The 25,482-nt window shown below is 72.0% G+C and carries 17 protein-coding genes and 1 tRNA gene; 9 read left to right on the forward strand and 9 right to left on the reverse strand.

Going from position 1 to position 25,482, the window contains the following annotated elements:
• Positions 1-797 precede the first annotated feature (797 nt).
• Positions 798-2,276 carry a DNA recombination protein RmuC gene (rmuC, locus tag KF823_11745; GenBank protein MBX3726575.1) on the reverse strand — a complete coding sequence of 493 codons (1,479 nt, stop codon included), beginning with the start codon at positions 2,274-2,276 and terminating at the stop codon, positions 798-800.
• An 83-nt stretch (positions 2,277-2,359) separates the two neighbouring features.
• Between rmuC and KF823_11750 the strand changes: the two genes are divergently transcribed.
• Positions 2,360-2,836 carry a peroxiredoxin gene (locus KF823_11750; protein MBX3726576.1) on the forward strand — a complete coding sequence of 159 codons (477 nt, stop codon included), beginning with the start codon at positions 2,360-2,362 and terminating at the stop codon, positions 2,834-2,836.
• A 203-nt stretch (positions 2,837-3,039) separates the two neighbouring features.
• On the opposite strand, the gene gyrA is transcribed toward KF823_11750, so the two are convergent.
• The gene (gyrA, locus tag KF823_11755; protein ID MBX3726577.1) at positions 3,040-5,646 is read right to left on the reverse strand and encodes a DNA gyrase subunit A; all 2,607 of its coding nucleotides are present in this window, start codon (positions 5,644-5,646) and stop codon (positions 3,040-3,042) included.
• A 311-nt stretch (positions 5,647-5,957) separates the two neighbouring features.
• On the opposite strand from gyrA, the gene KF823_11760 reads away from it, so the two are divergent.
• On the forward strand, positions 5,958-7,349 hold the full coding sequence (locus KF823_11760) for a hypothetical protein (GenBank protein ID MBX3726578.1): 1,392 nt from the start codon (positions 5,958-5,960) through the stop codon (positions 7,347-7,349).
• On the opposite strand, the gene KF823_11765 is transcribed toward KF823_11760, so the two are convergent.
• From KF823_11765 to mtnA, 3 genes are read right to left on the reverse strand one after another with little or no spacing between them, the layout of a single operon-like run.
• Complete coding sequence (locus tag KF823_11765) at positions 7,288-7,692, reverse strand: GtrA family protein (protein MBX3726579.1); 405 nt, start codon at positions 7,690-7,692, stop codon at positions 7,288-7,290. The genes KF823_11760 and KF823_11765 overlap by 62 nt on opposite strands.
• Entirely contained in the window at positions 7,689-8,624 is a 936-nt protein-coding gene (locus KF823_11770; protein ID MBX3726580.1) for a glycosyltransferase, read from the reverse strand. The genes KF823_11765 and KF823_11770 overlap by 4 nt, the downstream gene beginning before the upstream one ends.
• Complete coding sequence (mtnA, locus tag KF823_11775) at positions 8,621-9,676, reverse strand: S-methyl-5-thioribose-1-phosphate isomerase (GenBank protein MBX3726581.1); 1,056 nt, start codon at positions 9,674-9,676, stop codon at positions 8,621-8,623. Before mtnA ends, KF823_11770 begins: the two co-directional genes overlap by 4 nt.
• 86 nt (positions 9,677-9,762) lie before the next feature.
• Here mtnA and KF823_11780 point away from each other — a divergent pair, with 86 nt between their 5' ends.
• Positions 9,763-10,938, forward strand: coding sequence for a 2OG-Fe(II) oxygenase (locus KF823_11780; GenBank protein ID MBX3726582.1), 1,176 nt, complete (start codon positions 9,763-9,765; stop codon positions 10,936-10,938).
• Positions 10,939-11,025: 87 nt separating this feature from the next.
• Here the strand turns inward: KF823_11780 and KF823_11785 are convergent, their stop codons facing one another.
• Positions 11,026-11,574, reverse strand: a complete 549-nt coding sequence (locus KF823_11785) for a DUF3011 domain-containing protein (protein ID MBX3726583.1) — start codon at positions 11,572-11,574, stop codon at positions 11,026-11,028.
• Between the two features lie 141 nt (positions 11,575-11,715).
• On the opposite strand from KF823_11785, the gene KF823_11790 reads away from it, so the two are divergent.
• Positions 11,716-11,790, forward strand: a tRNA-Val gene (locus KF823_11790).
• Positions 11,791-12,061: 271 nt separating this feature from the next.
• On the opposite strand, the gene KF823_11795 is transcribed toward KF823_11790, so the two are convergent.
• On the reverse strand, positions 12,062-13,501 hold the full coding sequence (locus KF823_11795; GenBank protein ID MBX3726584.1) for a hypothetical protein: 1,440 nt from the start codon (positions 13,499-13,501) through the stop codon (positions 12,062-12,064).
• A gap of 937 nt (positions 13,502-14,438) precedes the next feature.
• Here KF823_11795 and KF823_11800 point away from each other — a divergent pair.
• The 5 genes from KF823_11800 to KF823_11820 all read left to right on the forward strand — a co-directional run bounded on the left by KF823_11800 (position 14,439) and on the right by KF823_11820 (position 21,330).
• Positions 14,439-15,968 (forward strand): aldehyde dehydrogenase family protein, encoded by a 1,530-nt coding sequence (locus KF823_11800; GenBank protein ID MBX3726585.1) that lies wholly within the window; start codon positions 14,439-14,441, stop codon positions 15,966-15,968.
• 74 nt (positions 15,969-16,042) lie between these two features.
• Complete coding sequence (locus tag KF823_11805; GenBank protein MBX3726586.1) at positions 16,043-17,056, forward strand: quinone-dependent dihydroorotate dehydrogenase; 1,014 nt, start codon at positions 16,043-16,045, stop codon at positions 17,054-17,056.
• A complete protein-coding gene (gene murB / locus KF823_11810; protein MBX3726587.1) occupies positions 17,053-18,081 on the forward strand; it encodes a UDP-N-acetylmuramate dehydrogenase in 1,029 nt (342 codons plus the stop codon). Before KF823_11805 ends, murB begins: the two co-directional genes overlap by 4 nt.
• A gap of 62 nt (positions 18,082-18,143) precedes the next feature.
• Positions 18,144-19,925 (forward strand): DUF1800 domain-containing protein, encoded by a 1,782-nt coding sequence (locus KF823_11815; protein MBX3726588.1) that lies wholly within the window; start codon positions 18,144-18,146, stop codon positions 19,923-19,925.
• A gap of 13 nt (positions 19,926-19,938) precedes the next feature.
• Positions 19,939-21,330, forward strand: a complete 1,392-nt coding sequence (locus KF823_11820; GenBank protein MBX3726589.1) for a DUF1501 domain-containing protein — start codon at positions 19,939-19,941, stop codon at positions 21,328-21,330.
• A 168-nt stretch (positions 21,331-21,498) separates the two neighbouring features.
• On the opposite strand, the gene KF823_11825 is transcribed toward KF823_11820, so the two are convergent.
• Both KF823_11825 and KF823_11830 read right to left on the reverse strand, forming a co-directional pair.
• On the reverse strand, positions 21,499-24,009 hold the full coding sequence (locus KF823_11825) for a PKD domain-containing protein (protein ID MBX3726590.1): 2,511 nt from the start codon (positions 24,007-24,009) through the stop codon (positions 21,499-21,501).
• Positions 24,006-25,427, reverse strand: a complete 1,422-nt coding sequence (locus KF823_11830; GenBank protein MBX3726591.1) for an Ig-like domain-containing protein — start codon at positions 25,425-25,427, stop codon at positions 24,006-24,008. Before KF823_11830 ends, KF823_11825 begins: the two co-directional genes overlap by 4 nt.
• Positions 25,428-25,482 lie beyond the last annotated feature (55 nt).

Consider the following 25,482-nt stretch of genomic DNA (forward strand, 5'->3'; position numbering starts at 1 on the left):
AGCACAGCGCGCTGCGCTTCCCGAAGCCCGAAGCCCGAATCCCGAATCCCGAATCCCGAATCCCGAATCCCGAATCCCGAATCCCGAATCCCGAATCCCGAAGCCCGAAGCCCGAATCCCGAAGCCCGAAGCCCGAATCCCGAAGCCCGAATCCCGAAGCCCGAATCCCGAAGCCCGAAGCCCGAATCCCGAATCCCGAATCCCGAATCCCGAATCCCGAATCCCGAATCCCGAATCCCGAATCCCGAATCCCGAATCCCGAGTCCCGAAGCCCGAGTCCCGAGTCCCGAGTCCCGAGTCCCGAGTCCCGAGTCCCGAAGCCCGAGTCCCGAGTCCCGAGTCCCGAGCTGGCGACGGCACCGCACTTCTCCCCTCCCCCGCCTGCGGGGGAGGGGCGGGGGAGAGGGCCGCCCCCGCCAGCGCGCGCCGCTGGGCCGGCAACGATGAAGATCATGGCAAGTGCCGGCCCTCTCCCCCGGCCCCTCTCCCAGAGGGAGAGGGGAGCTGACCGCGCTCCGCTTAACGATCCCTGCTCCCTGCTCCCTGCTCCCTGCTCCCTGCTCCCCGGTCCCTGCCGCCTGCAACCTGGCCCCTGCCACCTGCCACCTGCCACCTGCCACCTGCCACCTGCCACCTGCCACCTGCCACCTGCCACCTAGTCCCTGGTCCCTGGTCCCTGGTCCCTGGTCCCTGGTCCCTGGTCCCTGGTCCCTGGTCCCTGGTCCCTGGTCCCTGGTCCCTGGTCCCCGGTCCCTGGTCCCCGGCCCGGCCCCGCCCAGCAGTCCCGCCGAATGAATTCACTCCGGACTGTCGCCCTCGTCCTCGTCGTCGCCCGGGCCGGACAGGCCCAATAGGCTTTCGGGCAACTGCTTGCCCGGGGCGACGCCCAGGCTGCGCAACTGCTCGGCGCGGCGGACCAGGTTGCCGCGACCCTGGGCGAGCTTGGCCAGCGCCGACTGATGCATCTTTTGCGCGCGCTCCAGGGCATCGCCAACCTTGGCCAGGTCGTCGATGAAGCCGACGAACTTGTCGTACAGCTTGCCGGCGCGGTCGGCGATCAGGCGCGCGTTGCGGTCCTGCTCCTCGGTGCGCCACAGCTGCGCGACCAGGCGCAGCGAGGCCAGCAGGTTGCTTGGCCCGACCGGGATGATGCGGCGCCGGAAGGCGTCCTCGTAGATCGCCGGGTCGCGGCGCAGCGCCTCCAGGAAGGCCCCTTCGACCGGCACGAACAGGAACACCAGGTCGGGCGCGTTGAGGCCCTCCAGGCGGCTGTAGTCCTTGCTTCCGAGTTGCATGACGTGCCGGCGCAGGGCCGCGACGTGCTGGCCCAGGTGGCGCTCGCGCTGCTCCTCGTCGGCGGTCTCGCAGGCGCGCTGGTAGTCGGTCAGGGCGACCTTGGCGTCGATCACGATGTCGCGGTCGCCGGGCAGGCGCAGCACGGCGTCGGGCCGGTACAGGTCGCCGTCGGCGTCACGGTAGCTTTCCTGGGTCAGGTACTCGCGGCCGCGCTCCAGGCCGGCCAGTTCCAGCAGGCGTTCCAGCTTGAGTTCGCCCCAGTAGCCCTGGCTGCGGCTGTCGGCGGTCAGCGCGCGGGTCAGGCTGTGCGCCTCGCTGCCCAGCTTGTGGTTGAGTTCGATGAGCTGGCGCACCTCGACCTGCAGGGCCGTGCGGGCGCCGCCTTCCTTCTCGTAGGCCTCGCCGACCGCCTTGCGGAACTCGCCGAGCTGCTCGCGCAGCGGCGCCAGCAGCTGGCCGATCTGCTCGCTGTTGTGCTCGCCGAAGCGGCGCGCCTTGTCGTCGAGGATCTGCGTGGCCAGGGCCTGGAACTCCAGGCGCATGCGTTCGCGGGACTGCTCGAGGTCGCGCAGGCGATCGCCGGCGGCCTGCTGCTGCTCCTGCAGGCGGGCGGCGAGTTCGGCGCCATGCGCGGTGGCAGCCTGCAGGGCGGCGCGCACCTGGGCCAGCTCGCTCTCCAGCGACTGCGCGCGCTCGGCGCGCGTGGCCAGGCCGGCGCGCTCGCCTGCCAGGCGTTGCAGCTGCTCGCGGGCGGCATCGAGCTGGCCGTCGCGGGCGGCCAGCCAGGACCGGCACTGGGCAAGCTCGTCCGCCAGGGCGTTGCGGCCGGCGGCCAGGGCAGCGATCTCGGCGTCCCGGGCGATGCGGCCCTCGATTTCGCCCCGCCGACGACCGGCGCGCAGGCCCAGCCAGGCGGCCAGCGCCACCGCGGCCACGACGGCGGCGCTGGACAGGGCGATCAGGACGTGGATGGGGTCCATGGCGGGTCCGGCAGCGGCAGCGACGGCCATTCTAGGCGACCGCCATCCCGTATCATGAGACTCCCTTTCCCGCGGAGCCCGAAATGACGATCCAGGTCGGCGACACCCTGCCCCAGGCCACCTTCAACATGCTCCTGGACGGCGTCCAGGCGGTCAGCACCGACGAGGTCTTCAAGGGCAAGAAGGTCGTGCTGTTCGCGGTGCCCGGCGCCTTCACGCCGACCTGCTCGGCCAAGCACCTGCCCGGCTTCATCGAGCACCTGGACGCGTTCCGCGCCAAGGACGTGGAGATCGCCTGCATGGCGGTCAACGACGCCTTCGTGATGGACGCCTGGGCGCGCAGCCAGAAGGCGCCCAAGGACATCATGATGCTGGCCGACGGCAATGGCGCCTTCACCAAGGCACTGGGCCTGGAGCTCGACGCCAGCGGCTTCGGCATGGGCCTGCGCGCCCAGCGCTTCGCCCTGTACGCCGAGGACGGCGTGGTCAAGGTGCTGCACGTCGAGGCGCCGGGCGAGTTCAAGGTCTCCAGCGCCGAGGCGATGCTGGCGGCGATCTGAGTACCGCCAGTGCCGGGGGCCGGAGGGCACCCCGAAGCGCGCTTCGGTCCACCGGTCAGGCGCCCGTCCATACGCGCGCCTGAGGCATCGAACGCAAGCGCGGTTGCCGGGTCGGGCGAGCCGACAGGGACGTTGCCCGTCGGCCGCGTCGCAGTCGATCGGCGGCCGGCGAGGGGCGGTCCAACGCCCCTGCCGCGCACGAACTACTCGGTCGTCGGCTCGCCTGCGGCCGCGGCCTCGTCCGGCGCACCGTCCTCGTCGCCTTCGCCGTCCTCGCCGAAGGCCTCGACCCGCACCACGCCGGCCAGGGCCTCGTCGCCGGGCAGGCGGATCAGGGTGACGCCCTGGGTGATGCGGCCCAGCTGGCTGACCTCGGCGACGCGCGTGCGCACCAGGGTGCCCTGGTCGGAGATCAGCATGATCTCGTGGCCCTCGGTGACCTGGACGGCGCCGACCAGGCCGCCGTTGCGGGCGCTGGTCTGGATGGCGATCACGCCCATGGTGCCGCGGCCCTTGCGCGGGAACTCCGGCAGCGGCGTACGCTTGCCGTAGCCGCGTTGGGTGGCCAGCAGGACGTCGCCCTCGTCGGCGACGATCATCGAGACCACCGACTGGTCCTGGGCCAGGGTGATGCCGCGCACGCCGCGCGCGGTGCGACCCATGGCGCGCACCGCATCCTCGGCGAAACGCACGCACTTGCCGTGGCTGCCGAACAGCAGGATGTCGCGCTTGCCGTCGGTCAGGGCGACGTCGACCAGGGCATCGCCCTCGTCCAGGCCGATCGCCCAGATGCCGATGCTGCGCGGTCGCGAGAAGTCCGCCAGCGGCGTCTTCTTGACCACGCCCTTGCGGGTCGCGAAGAACACGTAGCGGTCGTCCGGGTAGTCGCGCACGGGCAGGACGGCGTTGATCTTCTCGCCCTCCTCCAGGTTCGGCAGGAAGTTGACGATCGGACGGCCGCGGGCGTTGGGGCCGGCCTGCGGGATGCGGAACACCTCCAGCCAGAACACCCGGCCGCGGCTGGTGAAGGTCAGCAGGGTGTCATGGGTGTTGGCGACCCACAGCTGCTCGACGAAATCCTCTTCCTTCATCGAGGTCGCCATGCGGCCGCGGCCGCCGCGGCGCTGCGCCCGGTAGGTGGTCACCGGCTGGCTCTTGATGTAGCCGCCGTGCGACAGGGTCACCACCATGTCCTCCTCGGCGATCAGGTCGAGGGTCTGCAGGTCTTCCTGGGAGGCGCGGATCTCGGTGCGGCGCGCATCGCCGAACTCCTCGGTGATGCTGGCCAGCTCGTCCCGGATCACCGCGAGCAGGCGATCGGGGTTGGTCAGGATCTCGACCAGCGCCTCGATGGTGCGCAGGATCTCCCGGTACTCGTCGGTCAGCTTCTCCTGCTCCAGCCCGGTCAGGCGGTTCAGGCGCATGTCCAGGATTTCCTTGGCCTGGATCTCCGAGAGCTGGTAGCCGTCGTCGAACAGGCCGACGCCGGCCGGCAGGTCTTCCGGACGCGACACGTCGGCGCCCTTCTCGGCCAGCAGCGCACGCACCAGGCCGGCCTCCCAGCGCCGCGCCAGCAGGCGCTCGCGGGCTTCGGCGGGGGTCGGCGAGGTCTTGATCGTTTCGATCATCTCGTCGATGTTGGCCAGCGCAACGGTCAGGCCCTCGAGCAGGTGGGCGCGGGCGCGCGCCTTGCGCAGCTCGAACACGGTACGCCGGGTCACCACCTCGCGGCGGTGGCGCACGAAGGCCTCCAGGGCCTCCTTGAGATTGAGCAGCTTCGGCTGGCCGCCGACCAGGGCGACCATGTTGATGCCGAACACCGTCTGCATCTGGGTCTGCTGGAACAGGTTGTTCAGCAGCACGTCGGCGGACTCGCCGCGCTTGACCTCGATGACGATGCGCATGCCGTCCTTGTCGGACTCGTCGCGCAGGCCGTCCGGGGCGATGCCCTCGATCTTCTTCTCGCGGTGCAGTTCGGCGATGCGCTCGATCAGGCGCGCCTTGTTGACCTGGTAGGGCAGCTCGTGGACGACGATCGCCTCGCGGCCGCTGCGCTCGTCGGTCTCGATGCTGGCGCGGGCGCGCACCAGCAGGCGGCCGCGGCCGGTGTGGTAGGCGCTGCGGATGCCGGCGGCGCCGTTGATGATGCCGCTGGTCGGGAAGTCCGGCCCGGGCACGTGCGCCATCAGCCCGTCGATGCTGATCTCCGGGTCGTCGATCAGGGCCAGGGTCGCGGCGACCACCTCGCGCAGGTTGTGCGGCGGGATGTTGGTGGCCATGCCGACCGCGATGCCGGCCGAGCCGTTGACCAGCAGGTTCGGCACGCGGGTGGGCAGCACCAGCGGCTCGGATTCGGATTCGTCGTAGTTCGGGCCGAAATCGACGGTTTCCTTGTCGATGTCCGCCATCAGCTCGTGGGCGAGCTTGGCCATGCGCACTTCGGTGTAGCGCATCGCCGCCGGGGCGTCGCCGTCGACCGAGCCGAAGTTGCCCTGGCCGTCGATCAGCGGGTAGCGCAGGCTCCAGGGCTGGGCCATGCGGACGATGGTGTCGTAGACCGCGGAGTCGCCGTGCGGGTGGTACTTGCCGATCACGTCGCCGACCACGCGCGCCGATTTCTTGTAGGCCTTGTTGTAGTCGTTGCCGAGCTCGCGCATGGCGTGCAGCACGCGGCGGTGCACCGGCTTCAGGCCGTCGCGGACGTCCGGCAGGGCGCGTCCCACGATCACGCTCATCGCGTAATCGAGGTAGCTCTGCTTCATCTCGTCCTCGATGTTGACGCGAATGACTTCCTTGGCGAGTTCTGCCATCAGTGGTCCTTGCTGGAACGAGGGTGGCCGGTACGCGCAAGTGCGCGCAGCCCCTGCATCGGCGGGCTGTCGCCGGCCCCGGAATCAACGCGATATTGTAGCCCAACGGGCGCCCGGGGTCGCTGCCGCAACTGCCGTGACGGCGGAAGCTCGGCATCGCGCCCCAGGCCGGCGGCAGGCGCGCCGCACGATCCGGGCCGCCGCCCGCGGTGCGCCGCATGGCGCCGCCGGGTGCCGCGCCGATGCAGGGATCGTCGCACCTATACTTCGCCGCCCCGTTCCGCAGGCCGGCCATGCCTCCAGCCCAGACAATGCGCCCACACCCGGTCGCCGCCACCATCGCGCTGGCTGTCGCTGTGCTGCTCACCAAGCTGGCGGTGCTGGCCCTGGATCCGGAGGTCCGCTTCTTCTTCGGCGATTCGGGCAGCTACGTGCACGCGGCGCTGACCGGCTGGGTACCCCCGGACCGCTCGCCCACCTACCCGCTGCTGGTGGCCTCCATGGGCGGCGCGGGCGGCCTTTGGCGCCTGGTGCTGGTGCAGTCGGCGATCGGCGCACTGTCCTGCCTGCTGGTCTGGTCGCTGCTGGTGGGCCCGCTGCGGGTGCGCCCGGCCCTGGCCGCCGCTGCCGCCCTGCTGCTGGCGCTGGAGCCGATGCAGCTCTACTACGAGCGCTCGGTGATGGCGGAAACCGCAGGTACCGCCTGCCTGCTGGCGATGCTGGCCGCCCTGGCCGCGACCTTGCACCAGCGCCGGCCGGTCTGGCTGGCCGCTGCCGCGGCCCTGGGCGTGGCGGCGGTCAGTCTGCGCGTCAGCCTGCTGCCGGTGGTCCTGGTGCTGGGCGCCCTGGCGCCCCTGCTCTGGCTGGTGGCCCTGCGGCCTGCGCGGCCCACGGGTCCGGCGCTGCTGTCCTGGCTGGTGCTGGCCGTGACACTGACCATCGGCGCCCACCATGCCTACCGCAGCTGGTACGGCACGATCTCGGGCGGCGCACCGGCCTGGATCGCCGACGAGCCCTGGTTCCGCCTGGGCTGGCTGGCGCCTCTGGTGCGACCGGACCACCTGACGCACCTGGGACTGCCCCCCGACCTGCTCGACCGGGTCGGACCGTCCCTGGGCGAGCCCCGTGCCCGCGAGGCGCAGATCTGGAGTCCCGATGGCCTGGTGAACGTCCTGCGCCAGGCCGGTGGCGAGCAGGGACCGCGCATCGCCGGCAAGATCGTCAAGCGCATCCAGCGTGAGCATCCCCTCGCGATCGTCCGCCTGGGTCTGTCGACGGTGGCCGACCACTTCGACGCCGCCTATGCCCGGGACCGCATGGGCAACGACCTGGGCCGCCATACCCACGCCAGCGCTGCCTTCATCGCGCGTGTGCGCGAGCACTACGACCACGACGCGAGCGACTGGCGCCATGACCACGCGCCGGTGGCGCGCGCCTTCGAGGCGGCACGGCTGGTCTACACGCTTGCCCTGCTGATGGCGTTCCCGGCCGGCGCCTGGCTGCTCTGGCTGGCCTGGCGCCGGCGCGATCCGGTCGCCGCCCTGCCGGCGCTGGCCCTGCTCGGGCTGGCCACCGCCTACGTGCTGTTCAGCCACATCCTGGTGTACCGCTACCTGCACCCGCTGGTGCCGGTGCTGCTGGTCACCCTGGCGGTGCTGGCCGACCGGCTGGGAAGATCCAGCGGCTCGAGCTTGCGAAGTTGACCAGCATGCCGGCCAGCGAGCCGGCCGCCACGCCCAGCACCGGCCAGGCCTGGACCGTCGCCAGGGTGGCCAGCAGGGCGGCGTAGACGGCGTAGTTGACCAGGCCGCCCCCGGCCATCGCCAGCAGCCAGCGGCGCAGCTCGGCCAGACGGTCGCGGCCGCGGCGATCGGCGAAGGTCCAGTAGCGGTTGCACAGCCAGGTCGCGGTCGCGGCGGCCAGGAACGACGGCACCCGGGCCAGGTACGGATCGACGCCGCCCGGCCCGACCAGCAGCATCAGCACGCCGGCATCGACCAGGAAGCCGAGCACGCCGACCACGCCGAAGCGCAACAGCCGGGTCATGGCTTGCGGCCGGGCGCCTGCTGCGACAGATAGGCCAGCATGCGCAGCTCGCGCCGGCCACGGGTGACCGTGTCCAGGATCAGCCCGGTGTAGAACGACAAGGTCGCCATCAGCATCAGGCCGGTCGCCAGGATCGCGGTCGGGAAGCGCGGCACCAGGCCGGTTCGCAACCATTCCAGCACCACCGGGATACCCAGCACCAGCGCGGCCAGGCCGAGCAGCAGCGCCGCCAGACCATGGAACATGAGCGGCCGCTCGGCCGCGAACAGCCGCAGCATGGTGCGCAGGATCCGCCAGCCATCGCGCCAGGTGCTGAGCTTGCTGTGCGAGCCCTCCGGCCGCTCGAAATAGGGCGTGTCGACCTCGAGCACCGGCATGCGCAGTTCCAGGGCATGCACGGTCAGCTCGGTCTCGGTCTCGAAGCCTTCGGAAAGCGCGGGAAAGGACTTCGCGTAGCGCCGGCTGAAGGCCCGGTACCCGGACAGGATGTCCCGGCACGGCCGCCCGAACAGGCGCGCCAGGAAGCCGGTGAGCAGCCGGTTGCCGAACGCGTGGCCGCGTCGGTAGGCGCCCTGGTCGACCGCGTGGCGGGTCGCCACCACCATGTCGGCGCCCTGTCCCAGCACGCCGTCGAGCAGGCGCGGCGCGCTGGCGGCATCGTAGGTGCCATCGCCATCGACCATCAGGTAGGCATCGGCGTCGACGTCGGCGAACATCCGGCGCACGACATTGCCCTTGCCCTGCAGGCCGACCGCCACCACCCGGGCGCCGGCATCGCGCGCCACCTGGGCGGTACCGTCGCTGGAGTTGTTGTCGAACACCCAGACCTGGGCATCGGGCAGCGCCTGCCGGAAGCCGGCCACCACGCCGGCGATGGTGGCCGCCTCGTTGTAGCAGGGCACCAGGACCGCGACCACCGGTGTGGCGCTCATCGGGTCGCCTCCAGCAGCGCGGCCAGGTCGCCGGGCTTGGGATCGCGCACCACGCCGCGCTCGGTGACGATGGCGTCGACCAGACCGGCGGGCGTGACATCGAACACCGGGTTCCATGCGCGCACGTCCGGGGCGGCGGTCGCCTGTCCGGCCACGCGGGTGACCTCCGAGGGATCGCGCAGTTCGATCTCGATGCCGGCGCCATCGGCCATCGCCAGGTCGACCGTGCTGGAAGGCGCCACCACCATCACCTTGACGCCGAAGTGGCGGGCGGCGATCGCCAGCTGCAGCGTGCCGATCTTGTTGGCGACATCGCCATTGGCGGCAATCCGGTCGGCGCCGACGATCAGCCAGTGCACGGCGCCGCTGGCCATCAGGTGGGCGGCGGCGCTGTCGACCAGCAAGGTGGCGGGGATGCGGTCCTGGGCCAGCTCCCAGACGGTCAGCCGGGCGCCCTGCAGCCAGGGTCGGGTTTCCGTGGCGTGCACCTGCGCGATCAGCCCCTGCGCCCAGGCGGCACGGATCACGCCCAGGGCGGTGCCGAACCCGGCGGTGGCCAGGGAGCCGGTGTTGCAGTGGGTCAGCACGCCGCTGCCAGGGGCGATCAGGCCGGCACCGAGTTCGCCCATACGGCGATTGGCGGCCAGGTCCTCCGTCTCGATCGCCGCTGCCTGCTCGGTGAGCGCCGCGGGATCGAGCAGGCCGTGGCCGCGGGCGCAGTCCAGCATCCGCTGCACCGCCCAGGCCAGGTTGACCGCGGTCGGACGCGCCGCCACCAGGGTCCGGGCCGGCGCCGCCAGGACCTCGATGCCGGTCTCGCCGCGCGCATGCGCGTGCCGGGCGGCCAGCACCATGCCCCAGGCCCCGGCGATGCCGATCGCCGGCGCGCCGCGCACGGCAAGGTCGTGGATCGCGGCGGCCACCTCCTCGACGCTGCGGCAGGCCAGGTACCCGACCTCGCCAGGCAGGCGGCGCTGGTCGAGCAGGCGCAGGTGATCGCCCTGCCAGGAGATCGGTCGCAGGGAGTCGTGCGGATCGACAGTCGCGGTCATTGGCGGTACGGGGCATCGGCAGCGGCGGGCGCATAGAATGCCTGCCCGGTGCCCGGCACGGCAAAGCGTCCCGAAGGACTGATCCCATGAACGACTCCCTGCGCACGCTGCAGGCTGCGGCGGCCGGCGGCGACCGCGAGTCCCAGTTCCGCCTGGGCCTGGTGCTGGCGCGTTCCGGCGACGCTGGCCGGGCGGCGGCCTGGCACCGCCGGGCAGCCGCCGCCGGACACCTTGGTGCCAGTCGGGAACTGGCCCTGTTCGCGCTGTTCGGCCTGGCCGGGCCGGTCGACCTGGACGCCGCGCGGGCCGGCCTGCAGGCCAGCCACGCCGGCGGCGATCCGGAATCGGCCTACTGGCTGGCCCTGGCCCGGTCCGCGGGCGGCGAACCGGGCTCGGCGCAGGTCGTCGACCTGCTTGCCCAGGCCGCGGCGGCCGGAGACCCCCGCGCACTGCGCAACCTTGCCCTGTTCCGCGCCGACACGGGCGACCTTGCCGGCGCCCTGGCCGGGCTGGCCCGGGCGGCCCGGGCGGGAGACGCCCATAGCGCCCAGGTGCTGGTGCGCCTGGGCGCCAGCGAAACCCCGCCCGCCGACGTGGCAACGGCGGCGCGGCCGCCCGCGCCGATCCGGCCCTGGTTGCGGCCCGAGGCGACCGTGCATTGCGCTGATCCCTACGTGGCGACCTGCGACCGGGTGTTCAGCGCATTGGACTGCGCCCATCTGATCGAACTGGGCCGACCCACTCTGATGCCGTCCCAGGTGGTCGACCCGCACAGCGGGCGGGTGTTGCGCGACGATTACCGCACCTCGTCCTCGACCGAGCTCGCCGCCTTCGTCGAGGACCCCTGGGCACTGGTCCTTCAGAACAGGCTGTGCGAGCTGGTCGACGCACCCCTGGGGCACGCCGAGTGGTTGTCGTTGCTGCACTACGCACCCGGCCAGGAGTATCGCCCGCACCGTGACTACCTGCCGCCGCCCGCCTTGAAGACCGCGGCGGGGCGAAAGGCCGGCCAACGTCGCTACACGGTGTTCGCCTACCTGTGCGACGTCGAGGCCGGCGGCGGCACCGCTTTCCCGGAACTGGACGTGACCGTCGAGCCGCGTCTGGGCCGGGCCGTGCTGTTCCACAACCTGGACAGCGACAGCGCACCGGACCCGCGCACCCTGCACGCCGGTCTGCCGGTCCTGGCCGGCGAGAAATGGCTGGCGACGCTGTGGCTGCGCGAGCGCGCCCTGCGTCACGCCCCGCCGGCCGCCGGTTGAGGGCCGGGCGGCGGCCAGTGGACCGCCGCAAGGGCGGTGCGGCGCAGGGAATCAGCCCCCGCGCCGCGTTGCCCGGGACCGGGGCGATCAGCGCACCCTGAAATCAGCCGCGCAACCGCCATCGACCCAGATGCCACGACGGTCCCAACCCCAGGTGCGCCCGAACTCGCACCGCGTCCGGCTGGTCTGGCGCAGCAGCTCGACGCCACGGCGACCGACCCGGACCGGGCACATGCGATATCGGTAGCGATCGGACTCGCAGCGCACAACCTCGCCCGGACCACCCCAGCCGGGGCCGCCACCGGGCGGCACAGGCACCGGCGGTCGCGGCGGCGGACCGCCACCGGCCCGGCGGACCGCGAACTCGCCACTGCAGCCCTGGCTGACCCAGACGCCCTGCTGGTCCCAGCCCCAGGTTCGACCGGGCACGCAGGGCGCGGCCGACAACTGGCGGACCAGGTAGGCCTCCGAGCCACGCCCGATGGGCGCCGGACAACCGGTGCGGCCGCCGCCGCGGGCATCACAACGGATGGTTCCGCCGGAATCCCCCCAGCCGCGCTGGGCGTGGGCGGGCGCCGGAATCAGCGCGACGGCGCCGGCGGCGAACAGGCTCATGGCGAAAATTCGCGTTTGCATGGCATACCTCCTGCAGTGGCGGGCACGATGTGCGGCCATGCTGCCGACGCGGGCATGAACGCCAGCCCCCCGGAAAGGGCTCTTTCGTCGCGCTTGACCGGGCTGCCCCTGCTGCCTATGCTTCGCCCCCCACCTCACGGCGGGCGGTTAGCTCAGCGGTAGAGCATTGCCTTCACACGGCAAGGGTCGTAGGTTCGATCCCTACACCGCCCACCATCGATGATCACGCCATGATCAAGGGCCTGGCCAGTTCAAGCACCTGGATGTACGCGCGGGTCGAGTCCGGCGCCCGCGCCTCCCGGACCGCCTGATCGTCCCCTGCCCGGACCCACATCGGGCCACCCCCCGGCGATCCCGACCTGGGGCAGGAAGCACGGGGGGCTTCGACGCGGATTGCCCACCCCATCGATTGCGCCCTCCATGGCACCTCATCGATCCTGCCCGCGGGCGTCCCGCCCGGCGCACCGACGCCGGGCGGGAGCTGCGCTCAGGTCGGGCAGTCCGGCAGGCCGGGTGCGCACTCGAAGCCGTTGGCGAAGAGCGTGTCGTCCTCCACCAGCGGCAGCAGCACCTCGCCGAAGTGCCGGCCGCCGCCGGTGTAAACCTGCGTGCTGGTCTGGCTGGCGACATCGTAGACGTGCACGCCGCTGCCATTGCTCCACAGGATGTTGCCGTTGCCCAGCTGGTAGACGCCACGACTGCCGGACGCCGCGAAGCTGGAAAGCAGCGCGCCGGTGCCGCTGTCCAGTCGGACCACGTTGTTGCTCGAGAAGCCCGCGGCCAGCACGTCGCCGTTGATGGCGATGGCCATCTGCTGGGCAAAGTTCAGCGAGGTCGTGTTGTGGAAGGTCCCCAGGCTGGCCCCGGCGTCGTCGTAGCGGTGGATGTCGTCGTTGGCGTTGCTGTTGGCGACCAGGACGTCGTCCTCGCGGACCAGGATCGCGAACGGACTGGAACTGCTCGCGGCCATGCTGATCGAACCCAGCACGGTGCCGGTAAGGCTGATCCGCACCAGGGCGGCCCCCGGGGCGCCGTTCGCGGTCCCTGAATTGGTCAACCACACCTCGTCGCCGACGATCGCCATGCCGCGCAAATTGTCGAGGCCGCCGCCGGTGCCACCACCGATCTGGCCCAGGAAGGCGCCATCGAGGTCGAACCGGGCCACCCGGTCGCCGACCTGTTCGGAGACCCACAGCTCCTCGCCGATCTGGACGACATGGATCGGCGTGCCGGCCTGCAACGGGAACCAGTCGCCATCGACCAGGGCCCCGTTTTCAGGGTCGAACAGCACCATCCGGTTGTTGGAACTGTCCGGCATCGCCACGCGCAGGACCTCGCCTGGACCCCCGGCGACCTCGGCGCGCACCGTCACGCCGTTGAACACGGTGGAGTTGCCCCAGGAACCGCCGCCATCGGCCGAGAACCGGTAGCCCTCGAAGGCCACGCCGTCGGCCACCGGGGGCGCGTTCGGGGAGAGCGACTGCCACAGCAGGCTCTGCGTGGTGGCCGGCCCCTTGAACACCAGCCAGTAGCGGGTGTCCGGATCCAGCACGGCGGCGCCCGACACGGGCGTCACCGCCACCTCGGTCGGCGTCAGGTTCTCGGGGACGGGCGTGTCGTCGAACTCGAACAGCACGGCCCCCGGGTTGCCGCCGGCATCGACGTGCAGCGAAGCCGAGAGCACGGAGGACGGCGTCGGGTTGCTGAGCAGCGCGGTGGCCGACAGCAGGCGCAACGGCTCGCTGCCGGTGGTGAATCCCACGCCCTTCTGGCGGTTCACGGCGTCCGTGCCGAGCCCGAGATTGGTGCCGCCGCCAGAGGGCGTGCCCGGCAGATTGTTGAGGATGATCAGGGTCTGCGCCTGGGCTGCCGTGGCCAGCAGCGCCAGCACCAGCGCGACAATCGGAACCAGCCTGCGAATGGACATTGTTCTCCCCTTCGGACGGAACCAGAGGCCCGCATACCATCACTCGCATCGCCTCGTCAACCCTGCGCCACCCGCGGGCCTTTCCGTTCCGGATGGCCTCCACCTGCAGCCCCCGGGCGGCGGATGGCCGCCGTTCCTTCCCGCATCCACACCCGCCAGCGCCGGGCCGGGGCCGCATCGCCCACGATCGGATGCGGCGACACGGGCGCCTGCAATGCGCAGCATCTGGCGGACTCGCTCGCTGGATTGCGAGCTCCCCTCGAATGGGAGAGGAGCCGGGGAGAGGACTGGCGCTCGCCATGACCCGCATCGTTGCCGGTCCAGCGGCGTGCGCTGGCCGGGGCAGCCCTCTCCCCCGCCCCTCCCCCCGCAGGGGGGAGGGGAGAAGTGCGGTGCCGTCGCACTTCCCGCATGCTTCGGCAGGGCGGCGTCTCAGAGACTCGGCGGGTCAGCTGTCCCGGAGGGAGCGGGTGCAGATCGCACCCGCTCAGCAGAATTCGGATTCCCGACCACTGCTCCCCGCTCCCCGCTCCCCGCTCCCCGCTCCCTGCTCCCTGCTCCCTGCTCCCTGCTCCCTGCTCCCCGCTCCCTGCTCCCCGCTCCCTGCTCCCCGCTCCCTGCTCCCCGCTCCCTGCTCCCTGCTCCCTGCTCCCTGCTCCCTGCTCCCTGCTCCCTGCTCCCTGCTCCCTGCTCCCTGCTCCCTGCTCCCTGCTCCCTGCTCCCTGCTCCCTGCTCCCTGGTCCCTGCTCCCTGGTCCCTGCTCCCTGGTCCCTGCTCCCTGCTCCCTGGTCCCTGCTCCCTGGTCCCTGGTCCCCGGTCCCCGGTCCCCGGTCCCCCATCCCAACCACCGTCGCCGGACCGTCCCGACCGCACCGGCTATACTTGCCGGCTGGCCGCCGCAGCGGCCCACGCACGTCTCACCAAAGGACCTTCCGGCATGGACTCCCTGCTCAAGCAACTCGGCCTGGCCGCCGACAATTCCGGCACCTACCTCGGCAACGGCGAGTGGTCGAGGACCACCGACGCTGGCGTCATCGAGTCGGTCAACCCGTCCAGCAACCAGCCGATCGCCCGGGTCCACGCCAGCAGCCAGGGCGACTACGAGACCATCGTCAAGCGCGCCCAGGCGGCCTTCGAGACCTGGCGCACCACCCCGGCGCCGCGCCGCGGCGAGGCCGTGCGCCTGTGCGGCGAGGCGCTGCGCGCCCACAAGGACGCCCTGGGCACCCTGGTCGCCGCCGAGATGGGCAAGATCAAGGCCGAGGGCGACGGCGAGGTGCAGGAGATGATCGACATCGCCGACTTCGCGGTCGGCCAGTCGCGCATGCTGTACGGCCTGACCATGCACTCCGAGCGCCCCGGCCACCGCATGTACGAGCAGTGGCACCCGATCGGCCTGGTCGGGATCATCTCGGCGTTCAACTTCCCGGTCGCGGTGTGGAGCTGGAACGCGTTCCTGGCCGCGGTGTGCGGCGACATCTGCATCTGGAAGCCGTCGCCGAAGACGCCGCTGACTGCGGTGGCGACCATGAAGATCTGCAACGAGGCGCTGCGCAAGGGCGGCTTCCCCGACATCTTCTTCCTGTTCAACGATGCCGGCACCGAGCTGGCGCAGCAGTTCGTCGACGACCACCGCGTGCCGCTGGTCAGCTTCACCGGCTCGACCGCGGTCGGCCGCACGGTCGGCGAGCGGGTCGCCCGGCGCATGGGCCGCTCCCTGCTCGAGCTGGGCGGCAACAACGCCATCGTCCTGCACGAGAGCGCCGACCTGAAGCTGGCGATCCCGGCCATCGTGTTCGGCGCGGTCGGCACCGCCGGCCAGCGCTGCACCACCACCCGCCGCCTGATCGTCCACGAATCGCTGCACGACGAGGTGGTCGCCAAGCTGGCGGCGGCCTACGCCCAGGTCGAGAAGAAGATCGGCGACCCCACCGATCCGGCCACGCTGATGGGCCCGCTGATCGACCAGGACTCCGTGCGCCGCTACCTGGATGCCGTGGCCAAGGCCAGGGCCGCCGGCGGCACCGTGGTCACCGGCGGCGAGGCCATCGACCGCCCCGGCAACTTCGTGCGCCCGACCCTCGTCACCGGCGTCGCCAACGATGCCGAGGTGATCCAGACCGAGACCTTCGCACCGATCCTGTACGTGATCCCGTACAAGGATCTGGACGAGGCGATCGCCCTGCACAACGCCGTGCCGCAGGGCCTGAGCTCGTCGATCTTCGCCACCGACCTGCGCGCCGCCGAGCGCTTCCTGTCGGCGGCCGGCTCGGACTGCGGCATCGCCAACGTCAACATCGGCACCTCCGGCGCCGAGATCGGCGGCGCCTTCGGCGGCGAGAAGGAGACCGGCGGCGGTCGCGAGTCCGGCTCGGACGCCTGGAAGGTCTACATGCGCCGGCAGACCAACACCATCAACTATTCCGACGCGCTGCCGCTGGCGCAGGGCATCAAGTTCGATTTCTGAGCGCCCCGGATGGGGGCGGCGAGTGCCTGCTGCCCCCATCCCGCCAACGCCCTCGCCGCCCTCGCATTTCGCCCATGTACTCCCTGCTGCGGCCGCTGCTGTTCTCGCTGGATGCCGAGCGCGCCCACGACGCCACCCTGGCGCTGCTGCGCGGCGGCCACCGGCTGGGGCTGGTGCGCCAGACGATCGAGCCGCTGCCGGTGCGGGCGTTCGGCATCGACTTCCCCAACCCGGTCGGCCTGGCCGCCGGCCTGGACAAGAACGGCGCCTGCATCGACGCGCTGGCGGCGCTGGGCTTCGGCTTCATCGAGGTCGGCACGGTCACGCCGCGGCCGCAGGCGGGCAATCCGCGGCCGCGCTTGTTCCGGCTGCCCGAACAGCAGGCGGTGATCAACCGCTTCGGCTTCAACAATCTGGGTGTCGACGCCCTGGTCGCGAATGTCGAGCGCGCACGCTTCCGCGGCGTGCTCGGCATCAACATCGGCCGCAACAAGGACACCGCCAACGAGGACGCGGTGCGCGACTACGTGCACTGCATGGAACGCGTCTACCCGCTGGCCACTTACATCACCGTCAACATCTCCTCGCCGAACACCCAGGGCCTGCGCGACCTGCAGCAGGAGGCCACGCTGCGCCGCTTCGTGGAGATCCTGCGCGAGCACCAGGAACGCCTGGCCGGCCAGCACGGCCGGCGCGTGCCGATGCTGGTCAAGCTCGCCCCGGACCTGGACACCGCCGCCCTGGACGGCGTCGCCGCGGCGATGCTGGCGGCGCGCCCGGACGGCCTGATCCTGACCAACACCACCATCGGCCGCGCGGGCGTCGAGCAGCATCCGCTGGCCGGCCAGGCCGGCGGCCTGTCCGGGCGGCCGCTGATGGGCCCCGCCACCGCCGTGCTGCAGGGCATGCGCGACCGGGTCGGCGACGAGCTGCCCCTGGTCGGCGTCGGCGGCATCGTCCGCGGCGCCGATGCGGTCGCCAAGCTCGCCGCCGGCGCCTGCCTGGTTCAGTGCTACACCGGCCTGGTCTACCAGGGCCCGGCCCTGGTGGGCGACTGTGTCGAGGCGATCCGCGCCCGCCGCGCATGAGCCTGCACCTGGAGCACGACGCCGACCTCACGGCCCTGAACACCTTCGGGGTGCCGGCCCGCGCCGCGATGCTGGCGCGCGTCGACGACGCCGGCGAACTGCCCGGCCTGTTCGCGGCGATCGCCGGCCAGGGCCTGCCCTGGCTGGCCCTGGGCCAGGGCAGCAACCTGCTGTTCGCCGACGACCCGCAGGGCATCGTCGTGCAGCCGGTGCTGGCCGGCATGGCGGTGGCAGGCGATTCCGGCGAACGGGTGCGGGTGCGCGCCGGTGCCGGCGAGTCCTGGCATGCCCTGGTGGAATGGACGCTGGCGCAGGGCCTGTGTGGCCTGGAGAACCTGGCCCTGATCCCCGGCACGGTCGGGGCTGCGCCGGTGCAGAACATCGGCGCCTACGGCGTCGAGCTGGCCGCCCTCATCGCCGCGGTCGAGGCCTTCGACGTCACCACCGGCGTCCCGTGCCGGCTCGAGCCCGGCGACTGCGGCTTCGCCTACCGCGATTCCCGGTTCAAGCGCGAGCCGGGGCGCTGGCTGATCACCGCCGTGGAGCTGGACCTGCCGCGCGACGCCGAACCGGTCACCGGCTACGCCGGGCTCGAGGCCGAACTGGCCGCCGCCGGCGTGACCCGGCCCGACGCCCGCGCGGTGTTCGAGGCCGTGTGCGCCCTGCGCCGCCGCAAGCTGCCCGACCCGGCGCGGATCGGCAATGCCGGCAGCTTCTTCAAGAACCCGGTGGTGCCAGCCCTGCAGGCCGCCTTCATCCGCGACCACCATCCCGACCTGCCCTGCTGGCCGACCGGCGCCGACCACGTCAAGCTCAGCGCCGCCTGGCTGATCGAGCACAGCGGCCTGAAGGGACACCGGGTCGGGGATGCCGGCGTCAGCGACCGCCACGCCCTGGTCCTGGTCAACCACGGCAAGGCCACCGGCGCCCAGCTGCTGGCCCTGGCCCGCCACGTCCAGGACACCGTGCAGGCGCGCTTCGGCGTCGCCCTGGAACCCGAGCCGGTCATCGTCGGCGCCGGTTGAGCCGGTCACGGAAGCGGCGGCCCGTCTGCGCTATCTTCGGCCGGTCCACAGGGGGACCGCCCATGTCATCGCTGCACGCACCCACCCTCGACGCCGCGCGCCGGCGCCTGCTCGGCCTGCTGCCGGCGACGCTCGGCGCCGAGGCCACGGCCATGCGCCGGCCCGGCAAGGCGCCGCTGGAAGCGACACCGGACGCGAGCCCCGCGCAGACCAGCGCGGTGGTCACGCCGCCGGCCCTGGTGCGCTGGCTGAATCGCGCCAGCTTCGGCGCGACGCCGGCCCTGCTGGCCGAGGTGCAGGCGCTGGGCGGCAGCGACGATGCCCGCTGGCAGGCCTGGGTCGACCAGCAGCTGAATCCGGCGGCGATCGCCGACCCCGAGGTCGATGCCCGGATCACCGCGGCGCGCTACCCGACCCTGTTCAAGTCCCTGACCCAGCTGTGGACCGACCACCACGGCGAGACCGCCAACTACGGCGTGCGCATGCGGCCGGTCAGCGAGAGCGAGTGCGCCAAGCTGGTGCGCGCAACCTACAGCCGGCGCCAGGCCTTCGAGGTGCTGGTCGACTTCTGGCACGACCACTTCAGCACCTTCGGCTGGCACTACGACGGCGGCACCGTGTTCCCGCACTGGGACCGCGACATCATCCGCGCGGGCGCGCTGGGCAACTTCCGGCAGATGCTGGGCGAGGTGACCCGCGCCACCACGATGATGTACTACCTCGACCTGCGCTCGAACCGCCGCGACGGGCCCAACGAGAACTACGCGCGCGAGCTGGTCGAGCTGCACACCCTGGGCGCCATGAACTACGCCGGCGTGCTGCGCCCGGACGACCCCAGCCTGCCGGTCGGCACCGGCAACGACGGCGTCGCGGTGCGCCTGAAGTACGTCGACGAGGACGTCTACAACGCCACCCGCGCCCTGACCGGCTGGACCATCCGCGACGGCCACTGGCAGTTCCCCGGCGACAACGACGGCAGCTACGTGTTCCGGCCCGGCTGGCACGACAACTACAGCAAGTGGTTCCTGGGCCGCTTCATCCAGAGCTACAAGGGCGAGACCGACGGCGAGCTGGTCCTGGACTGGCTGGCCGCCCACCCCGGCACCGCCCGCCACGTCTGCACCAAGCTGTGCCGGCGCCTGGTCGCCGACCAGCCACCGGCCGCCCTGGTCGACAGCGCCGCGGCGCTGTTCGGCCAGCTCTGGCAGGCGCCCGACCAGCTGCGCCAGGTGGTCCGCCACATCCTGCTCTCGCCGCACTACAAGGCGGCCTTCGACCAGAAGATCGTGCGGCCGTTCGCGGCCACCGCCCATGCCCTGCGCGTGCTGGGCGCCGACTTCACGCCGGTCTGGGACAACACCGCCACCTGGACCACCACCGAGGAGTTCACCTCGCGCCTGCAGGGCACCGGCCACCGGGCCTTCTACTGGGCGGCCCCGAACGGCTATCCGGACCGGCAGTCGGCCTGGTCCAGCTCGGGCGCGCTGGCGATGACCTGGAAGCTGCTGACCCGCCTGGTCGAGCTGCGCCAGGACCGCAACAACGCCAGCTCGCCGTTCCTGGCCGACATCGTCGCCCAGACCCAGGCCGCCCTGCCCGCCGGCGGCCGCAACGCCAACGCCATCGTCGACCACTGGGCGCAGCGCCTGTACGGCCATGCCGCAGAGCCCGGCCGGCGCACCGTGCTGGTCGACTTCATGCGCCAGAACGCCGCCGCCGGCGACGAGCTGGACCTGGGCACCGACACCTGGAACCTCAACAACCTGCGCCTGCACTACACGCAGTCGCGGCTGCGCACCCTGGTGGCGATGCTGCTCTGCTCGCCCGAGTTCTTCCGGCGCTGAAGGAGACAAGGCCATGACCACCCTCAACCGCCGCGACTTCCTGCGCAGCTCCGCCCTTGCGACCCTGGCCGCCGGCGCCGGCGCCCGGACCCGGATCGCCCTGGCCGCGCCCGAGGCCGCCACCGACAACGTCCTGGTGTTCGTGTACCTGCGCGGCGGCATCGACGGCCTGTCCCTGGTGCCGCCGGTCGGCGGCAATCTGCGCGCCGAGTACGAGCAGGCGCGCGTCGCCACCCGGGTGCCGGCCAGCGGCGCCAACGGCGCCCTCGCCCTGCCCGGCAGCGGCGGCCTGTGGGGCCTGCATCCGCGCGCCAGCGGCCTGCACGGCCTGTACCAGGCCGGCCGGCTGGCCGTCGTCCACGCCGTCGGCATGGTCCACCAGCCGGTCAGCCGCAGCCATTTCGACGCCCAGGCGTTCATGGAGTACGGCCTGAACGGCCAGGCCGGCAGCGAGGGCTGGCTAACCCGGCACCTGGTCAGCGGCGGCCTGCCGGCAAACGTCGCGATCCCGGCGGTCAGCGCCGGCGCGATCACCTCGACCAGCCTGCTGGCCAGCACCGAGACCATCACCATGGGCAGCGGCGCCGAGTTCCGGCTGGACACCGCGCCCTGGGGCTGGAACTCGCGCGACCACTACAACCCGGCGCCGCCGGCCGCCTTCCAGGGCATGGTCGAGATGCTGCCGGCGTTGTGGCAGGGCAGCAGCCCGCTGGAGGCCAAGGGCCGCCAGGCGCTGGACGCGCTGGCGCTGATCCGGCCGATCGACTTTGCCGGCTACGCGCCGGGCAATGGCGCGCAGTACCCCTCCGGCGCCCTGGGCGACCAGTTCCGCATGCTGGCGAACCTCATCAAGCGGCCCGAGCTGGGCCTGCGCATCGCCACCGTCGACTATGGCGGCTGGGACACCCACAACGGCCAGGGCAACCCGACCCAGAGCTACGACTACTTCGGCCTGCGCGTCGAGGAGTTCTCGCGCGCCCTGACCGCCTTCTACACCGACCTCAACGGCGCCGGCGCCGGCAACCACGCCGCGCGCACCAGCATCGTCGTGCTCAGCGAATTCGGCCGCCGGGTGCTGGAGAACGACGCCGGCGGCACCGACCACGGCTACGGCAACGTCGCCCTGGTCCTGGGCGGTCCGGTCAACGGCGGCCAGACCTACGGCAGCTTCCCTGGCCTTGCCACCAGCCAGCTGTTCGAGCGCGCCGACGTCGGCGTCAGCACCGACTACCGGCAGATCCTGGCCGAGGTGCTGCTGCGCCGCCTGGGCAACCCCTACCTCGACCACGTCTTCCCCGGTCTGTCGACCTACACCCCGCTCGGCCTGTTCGCCGACGGCACCGGCCTGGCGCCAATCTGGGGCGGCTTCGACCGGCTGTTCGACAACGGCTTCGAGGTGGCCTGAGGGCTGGTCTTCAGGGCATTCCCGTCAGGCCTGCCCCTGCCCGGCCCGCGGGCCGCCCGGCGCGGCGCGCAACGGATCGGATCCTTTCCGCCGTCTACGTGTCGCCCTAGCGTCGCCCCACGCTTTCAGATCGGGGGCGGAGTGGCTGATGGCCGTGCGGAGGCCGTCTCACGGTTCGAAGCCGTCCGCGAACAGCGCGTCCGGACCCAGCACGCGCAGGGCGACCGGCGGCGACAGGCTGTGGAAGCGGCCGCCGTCGTGCCAGGCCTCGGCGTGGATGTCGACGCGGCCCTGGCCGGTCGCGGTCCAGGTGCTGGCCCACGGCGGCGCGGTGACGCTCGCCACCACGACGTCGTCGACGCGCCAGTCGATGCGCACCAGGCCGGGCAGGTCGGTGGCGAGGGCCAGCGGCACGGGTTCGCCGGTGAGCACGGCGCTGCCGGCGGCCGGTGCGGTCACGGCCAGGACCTGGGCATCGCCCAGACCGGGCTCGCTGGCGTCGATCTGCTGCAGGAAGGCGACCAGTTGCGCGATCTGGCCGGCGTCCAGGGCGGCGGTGTCGCCATGCCGGCCCTCGGGGTTGCGGGCCAGCAGCACGTCTTCGAGGGTGGTGGCGGAACCGTCGTGCAGATAGGGCGCCGAGCCGGCCAGGCCGCGCAGGGTCGGCGCGTCCAGCGCCAGGATCGGCCGGCCCAGGCGCTGCCCGCTACCGGCGACCAGGGTGCCGACGTCGTGGCGCAGGCCGCTGGCGCTGTCGGTGTAGGCGGGGCCGGCATGGCAGCGCTGGCAGTCCAGGGCCTGGAACAGGGTCCGGCCGGCCTGGCCCTGGGCGGTCAGGCTGCCGTCGGCGGCGCGCCGCGGCGAGCGGTCGTCGGTGTCCAGGCTGGCGACGTAGGCGGCCAAGGCGTCGAGATCCTCGGAGAAGCCCGCCTTGGGCGGTCCCAGCGGATGATTGCGGCCATCGGCGAAGAAGTCGGCGTCGTCCATGAAGCCCAGGCCGCCGAACAGGGTGCGGATCGGCACCTCGAAGTCCTGGATCTCGTCGAAGTTGCCGGTCCAGTGCACCAGGCCGCGCCCCATGCCGGCGTTGCCGCGCAGCGAGGTGGTGTTGCGCAGTCCTTCGCCGAGCTGGGTGAAGTCCCAGACCCGGCCGTCGCCGCGGCCGTCCAGGTGGCAGGCGGCGCAGGAGAAGTAGCCGTCCTGGCCCATCCTTGCGTCGGCGGCGTCGTGGAACACCTGCTTGCCGCGCAGCACCTGCGGCGCCAGCGGTTCGCCGGTGGCGCTGGCGAAGCGGCCCAGCGTGGTCACCGGGGCGATGCCGTCATCCAGGTTGGCGCCGACGTCGAAGACGTCGACCGCACGCACCAGCGGCGCCTGCACGAACAGCCGGCGCGTCGCCGCATCGAAGGCCAGGCCGCGCGGGCCCATGCCGGTCGCAAGCCGGGCCAGCACGGCGCGGTTCCAGGGGTCGACCACCAGCACCTCGTGGTTGCTCTCCAGGGCCGCGAACAGGTGGCTGGCGCCGGGCGCGGCGAGCAGGCCGGAGACCCGGCCGGCGTTGTCGATGTCCATGCGCGCGGCGACCTGCTCGGCGGCGCCGGCGGCATCGATGCGGCCGAGCAGGGAGCGCAGGCTCGTCTCGAAGGTCAGCGCCTGACCCTCGCGGAACAGGCCGCGCAGCATGTTGTCCTTCTTGCCGCCGTACCACAGCGTGGCGCCGGCCTGGTCGGGCGCCAGCGCCGCCACGTAGTTGGGCAGGCCGCGGGCGGCGGTCCCGGAATCGGGCGAGGTGGTGTCCAGCGGCAGGTCGACGGCCTGCGCCTGGGCGAAGGCCGGCAGGGCGATCTTCCAGACCGTGCCGGCGCCATCGGCGCTGACCAGGCGCGAGACGTACAGCGTGGCACCGGCGCCATCGAGCGCCAGCGCATGGACCTGCGGGCCGACCTCGAGACTGGCCAGCGCCTGCGCGGAGACGGGATCGAAGCGCAACACCCTCCCCGGCCCGGCCAGGGCGGCGTAGCCGCTGCCGCCGTCGTCGAACAGCACGGCGACCGGCCGCGCCCCATAGCCGGTCTGCAGCGTTGCGGTGACCGTGCGGGTCGCCGGGTCGATGCGCGCCAGGCGGTCCAGGTCCTCCAGCGCCACCCAGACCTGGCCGCCGGCATCGATGGCCAGGGCCGCCGGCTCGCCGCCGACGGCGACCTCGGCGAGCAGACCGGGCGCGTCGGCGTCCAGCACGCCGACGCTGCCGTGGTCGGGATTGGCCACCCAGACCTCGCGGCGCTGGCCATGCACCTGGATCGCGCCGGACTGCCGGGGCGCCGGCCCGGCCGGCTGCCGCACCACCATCGGCGCGGTCAGGCTGGCCAGGCCCTGGCTGGCGTGCCGGACCTGCAGCAGGACCGTGAACACGCCCGGCTGCAGGTAGGTGTGGCCGACCGTGTTCACCGCCAGCCAGCCGGTGCGCGGCGTGCCGTCGCCGAAATCCCAGCGGTATTCCAGGGCGCCGCCGCCCGCGACACTGGCCTGGCCGGTGAACTGCACCGGCTGGCCCTGCGTGACCGGCGTCGCCGGCACGCTGTTGATCGCCTGCACCTGGACCTGCGCCTGCGCACCACCGGCCAGCAGGGCGGACAGCACGAGCCCCCGGACCAGCGATGGCAGCGCACCGCCGGTCAAGGCTGGAACCCGTTGGCGAAGATCAGATCGCCGCCCACCGTGGCGCCGGTGGAAAACAGGAAGCTGTAGGCGGCGATGCCGTTGCCGGCGACGTCGCGCACGCCGTCCTGGACCAGGCGCACCTCATAGGTGGTATCCGCCGCCAACGGCGCATCGGGCACGATGTTCACCACGTTGTAGCTGGTGTGGATCACCGTGGTCGCCAGCGGCGCGCCGCCGAGCGGCCGCAACTGGACGGTCTGCGGGTTCACCGTGGTGCTGTCCAGGGTCTCGTTGATGACCAGGCCGACCACGCTGCGCACGTGCTGGTGGGTGGCGCCCGGTCGCGGCAGGTGGTAGCCCACCGTGGGACGGGTGGTGTCCAGCGCCGGCTGGTGCGAGAACAGGTAGGAGCGCGAGTTGTCGGTCTCCGAGGACGAGGCCAGCACGATGTGGCCCAGCGGGATCCACTGGAAGTCGCCGGCGCAGCACGGCGTCGGCGTGAACACCTGGCTGACCTGGCGGGTCTCCATGTTGTACTTGGTGCCGCGCCCGAAGCGGCCGGCGAAGGCGTACTGGTCCTGGAAGTGCACGTAGCGTCCGGGCAGGTCGTCGTAGGGAATGGTGAAGGCCAGGCGCAGGTCGGTGGGATCGCTGAAATCGATCACCAGGGTGTTGGCGTTGCCCTGCGGCCCGTTGGTGTTGTCGCCGAACATCAGCACCAGGTAGTGGCGCCAGACCTGCCAGGCGTTGGTGTACTGGCGGTAGTTGCCGATCAGCCGGTCGAGCAGCACCGGCTGCAGGGGGTTGGAAACATCGAACACCGCGACGCCGTTCTGGCTGTCCGACGGCGTCAGGAACAGCAGGTTGCCCAGCCGCCACATGTTGGGGCCGCTGGTCATGCCGGCGATCGCCCGGACGTTGACCTGCGCCGCGTGCGGCCACCAGCCGACCCGGGCATCGACGATGTTGTCGCCGAAGTGATACGGATAGGTGTCCAGCCAGTTGCCCGGCCAGCCCAGCGGCGGCTGGCCGGATGGGAAGGTGCCGACGTTGGTTGTCTGCTGCGTGGGCGCCAGCATGTTGGACAGGTTCTGGAACGGCCGCGGACTGCTGTCGCCGATCTCCGGGATCCAGTAGCTGCGCCAGAACACGTCGCCGACCTTGGCCCAGGAGTGGCCGTTGACGCCGGTCTGCACGGTACGCACCAGTTGCGGCGACTGCGCATTGGCGATGTTGTAGGTCCAGGTGCCCTGGCCCTCGGTGCCGCCCAGGTACAGGTAGCCGCGATGGAAGGTGGTGATGCGGCCGCCGTGGTTCCACATCGACAGCTGGGTGCCGGCCGGCCAGGTCTGCGTGGGCAGGCCCTGGGCAGCCAGCGGCGATGCGACGGTGAATGCGGCTGCGGCGAGCAGCCAGCGCTGAAGTGTCCTTGCCATTCGGTTCCCCCTGTGGTCGTGGCAATGGCCTGGTTGGATGGCCAGTATCGCCAAG

It is taken from the genome of Lysobacterales bacterium (assembly GCA_019634735.1).
GTDB lineage: Bacteria > Pseudomonadota > Gammaproteobacteria > Xanthomonadales > UBA2363 > Pseudofulvimonas.

What these genes read in the sequence shown, in the direction of transcription:
- rmuC (MBX3726575.1), bottom strand. Translation starts at nt 2,276, where the DNA reads ATGGACCCCATCCACGTCCTGATCGCCCTGTCCAGCGCCGCCGTCGTG.
- KF823_11750 (MBX3726576.1), top strand. Translation starts at nt 2,360, where the DNA reads ATGACGATCCAGGTCGGCGACACCCTGCCCCAGGCCACCTTCAACATG.
- gyrA (MBX3726577.1), bottom strand. Translation starts at nt 5,646, where the DNA reads ATGGCAGAACTCGCCAAGGAAGTCATTCGCGTCAACATCGAGGACGAG.
- KF823_11760 (MBX3726578.1), top strand. Translation starts at nt 5,958, where the DNA reads ATGCGCCCACACCCGGTCGCCGCCACCATCGCGCTGGCTGTCGCTGTG.
- KF823_11765 (MBX3726579.1), bottom strand. Translation starts at nt 7,692, where the DNA reads ATGACCCGGCTGTTGCGCTTCGGCGTGGTCGGCGTGCTCGGCTTCCTG.
- KF823_11770 (MBX3726580.1), bottom strand. Translation starts at nt 8,624, where the DNA reads ATGAGCGCCACACCGGTGGTCGCGGTCCTGGTGCCCTGCTACAACGAG.
- mtnA (MBX3726581.1), bottom strand. Translation starts at nt 9,676, where the DNA reads ATGACCGCGACTGTCGATCCGCACGACTCCCTGCGACCGATCTCCTGG.
- KF823_11780 (MBX3726582.1), top strand. Translation starts at nt 9,763, where the DNA reads ATGAACGACTCCCTGCGCACGCTGCAGGCTGCGGCGGCCGGCGGCGAC.
- KF823_11785 (MBX3726583.1), bottom strand. Translation starts at nt 11,574, where the DNA reads ATGCAAACGCGAATTTTCGCCATGAGCCTGTTCGCCGCCGGCGCCGTC.
- KF823_11795 (MBX3726584.1), bottom strand. Translation starts at nt 13,501, where the DNA reads ATGTCCATTCGCAGGCTGGTTCCGATTGTCGCGCTGGTGCTGGCGCTG.
- KF823_11800 (MBX3726585.1), top strand. Translation starts at nt 14,439, where the DNA reads ATGGACTCCCTGCTCAAGCAACTCGGCCTGGCCGCCGACAATTCCGGC.
- KF823_11805 (MBX3726586.1), top strand. Translation starts at nt 16,043, where the DNA reads ATGTACTCCCTGCTGCGGCCGCTGCTGTTCTCGCTGGATGCCGAGCGC.
- murB (MBX3726587.1), top strand. Translation starts at nt 17,053, where the DNA reads ATGAGCCTGCACCTGGAGCACGACGCCGACCTCACGGCCCTGAACACC.
- KF823_11815 (MBX3726588.1), top strand. Translation starts at nt 18,144, where the DNA reads ATGTCATCGCTGCACGCACCCACCCTCGACGCCGCGCGCCGGCGCCTG.
- KF823_11820 (MBX3726589.1), top strand. Translation starts at nt 19,939, where the DNA reads ATGACCACCCTCAACCGCCGCGACTTCCTGCGCAGCTCCGCCCTTGCG.
- KF823_11830 (MBX3726591.1), bottom strand. Translation starts at nt 25,427, where the DNA reads ATGGCAAGGACACTTCAGCGCTGGCTGCTCGCCGCAGCCGCATTCACC.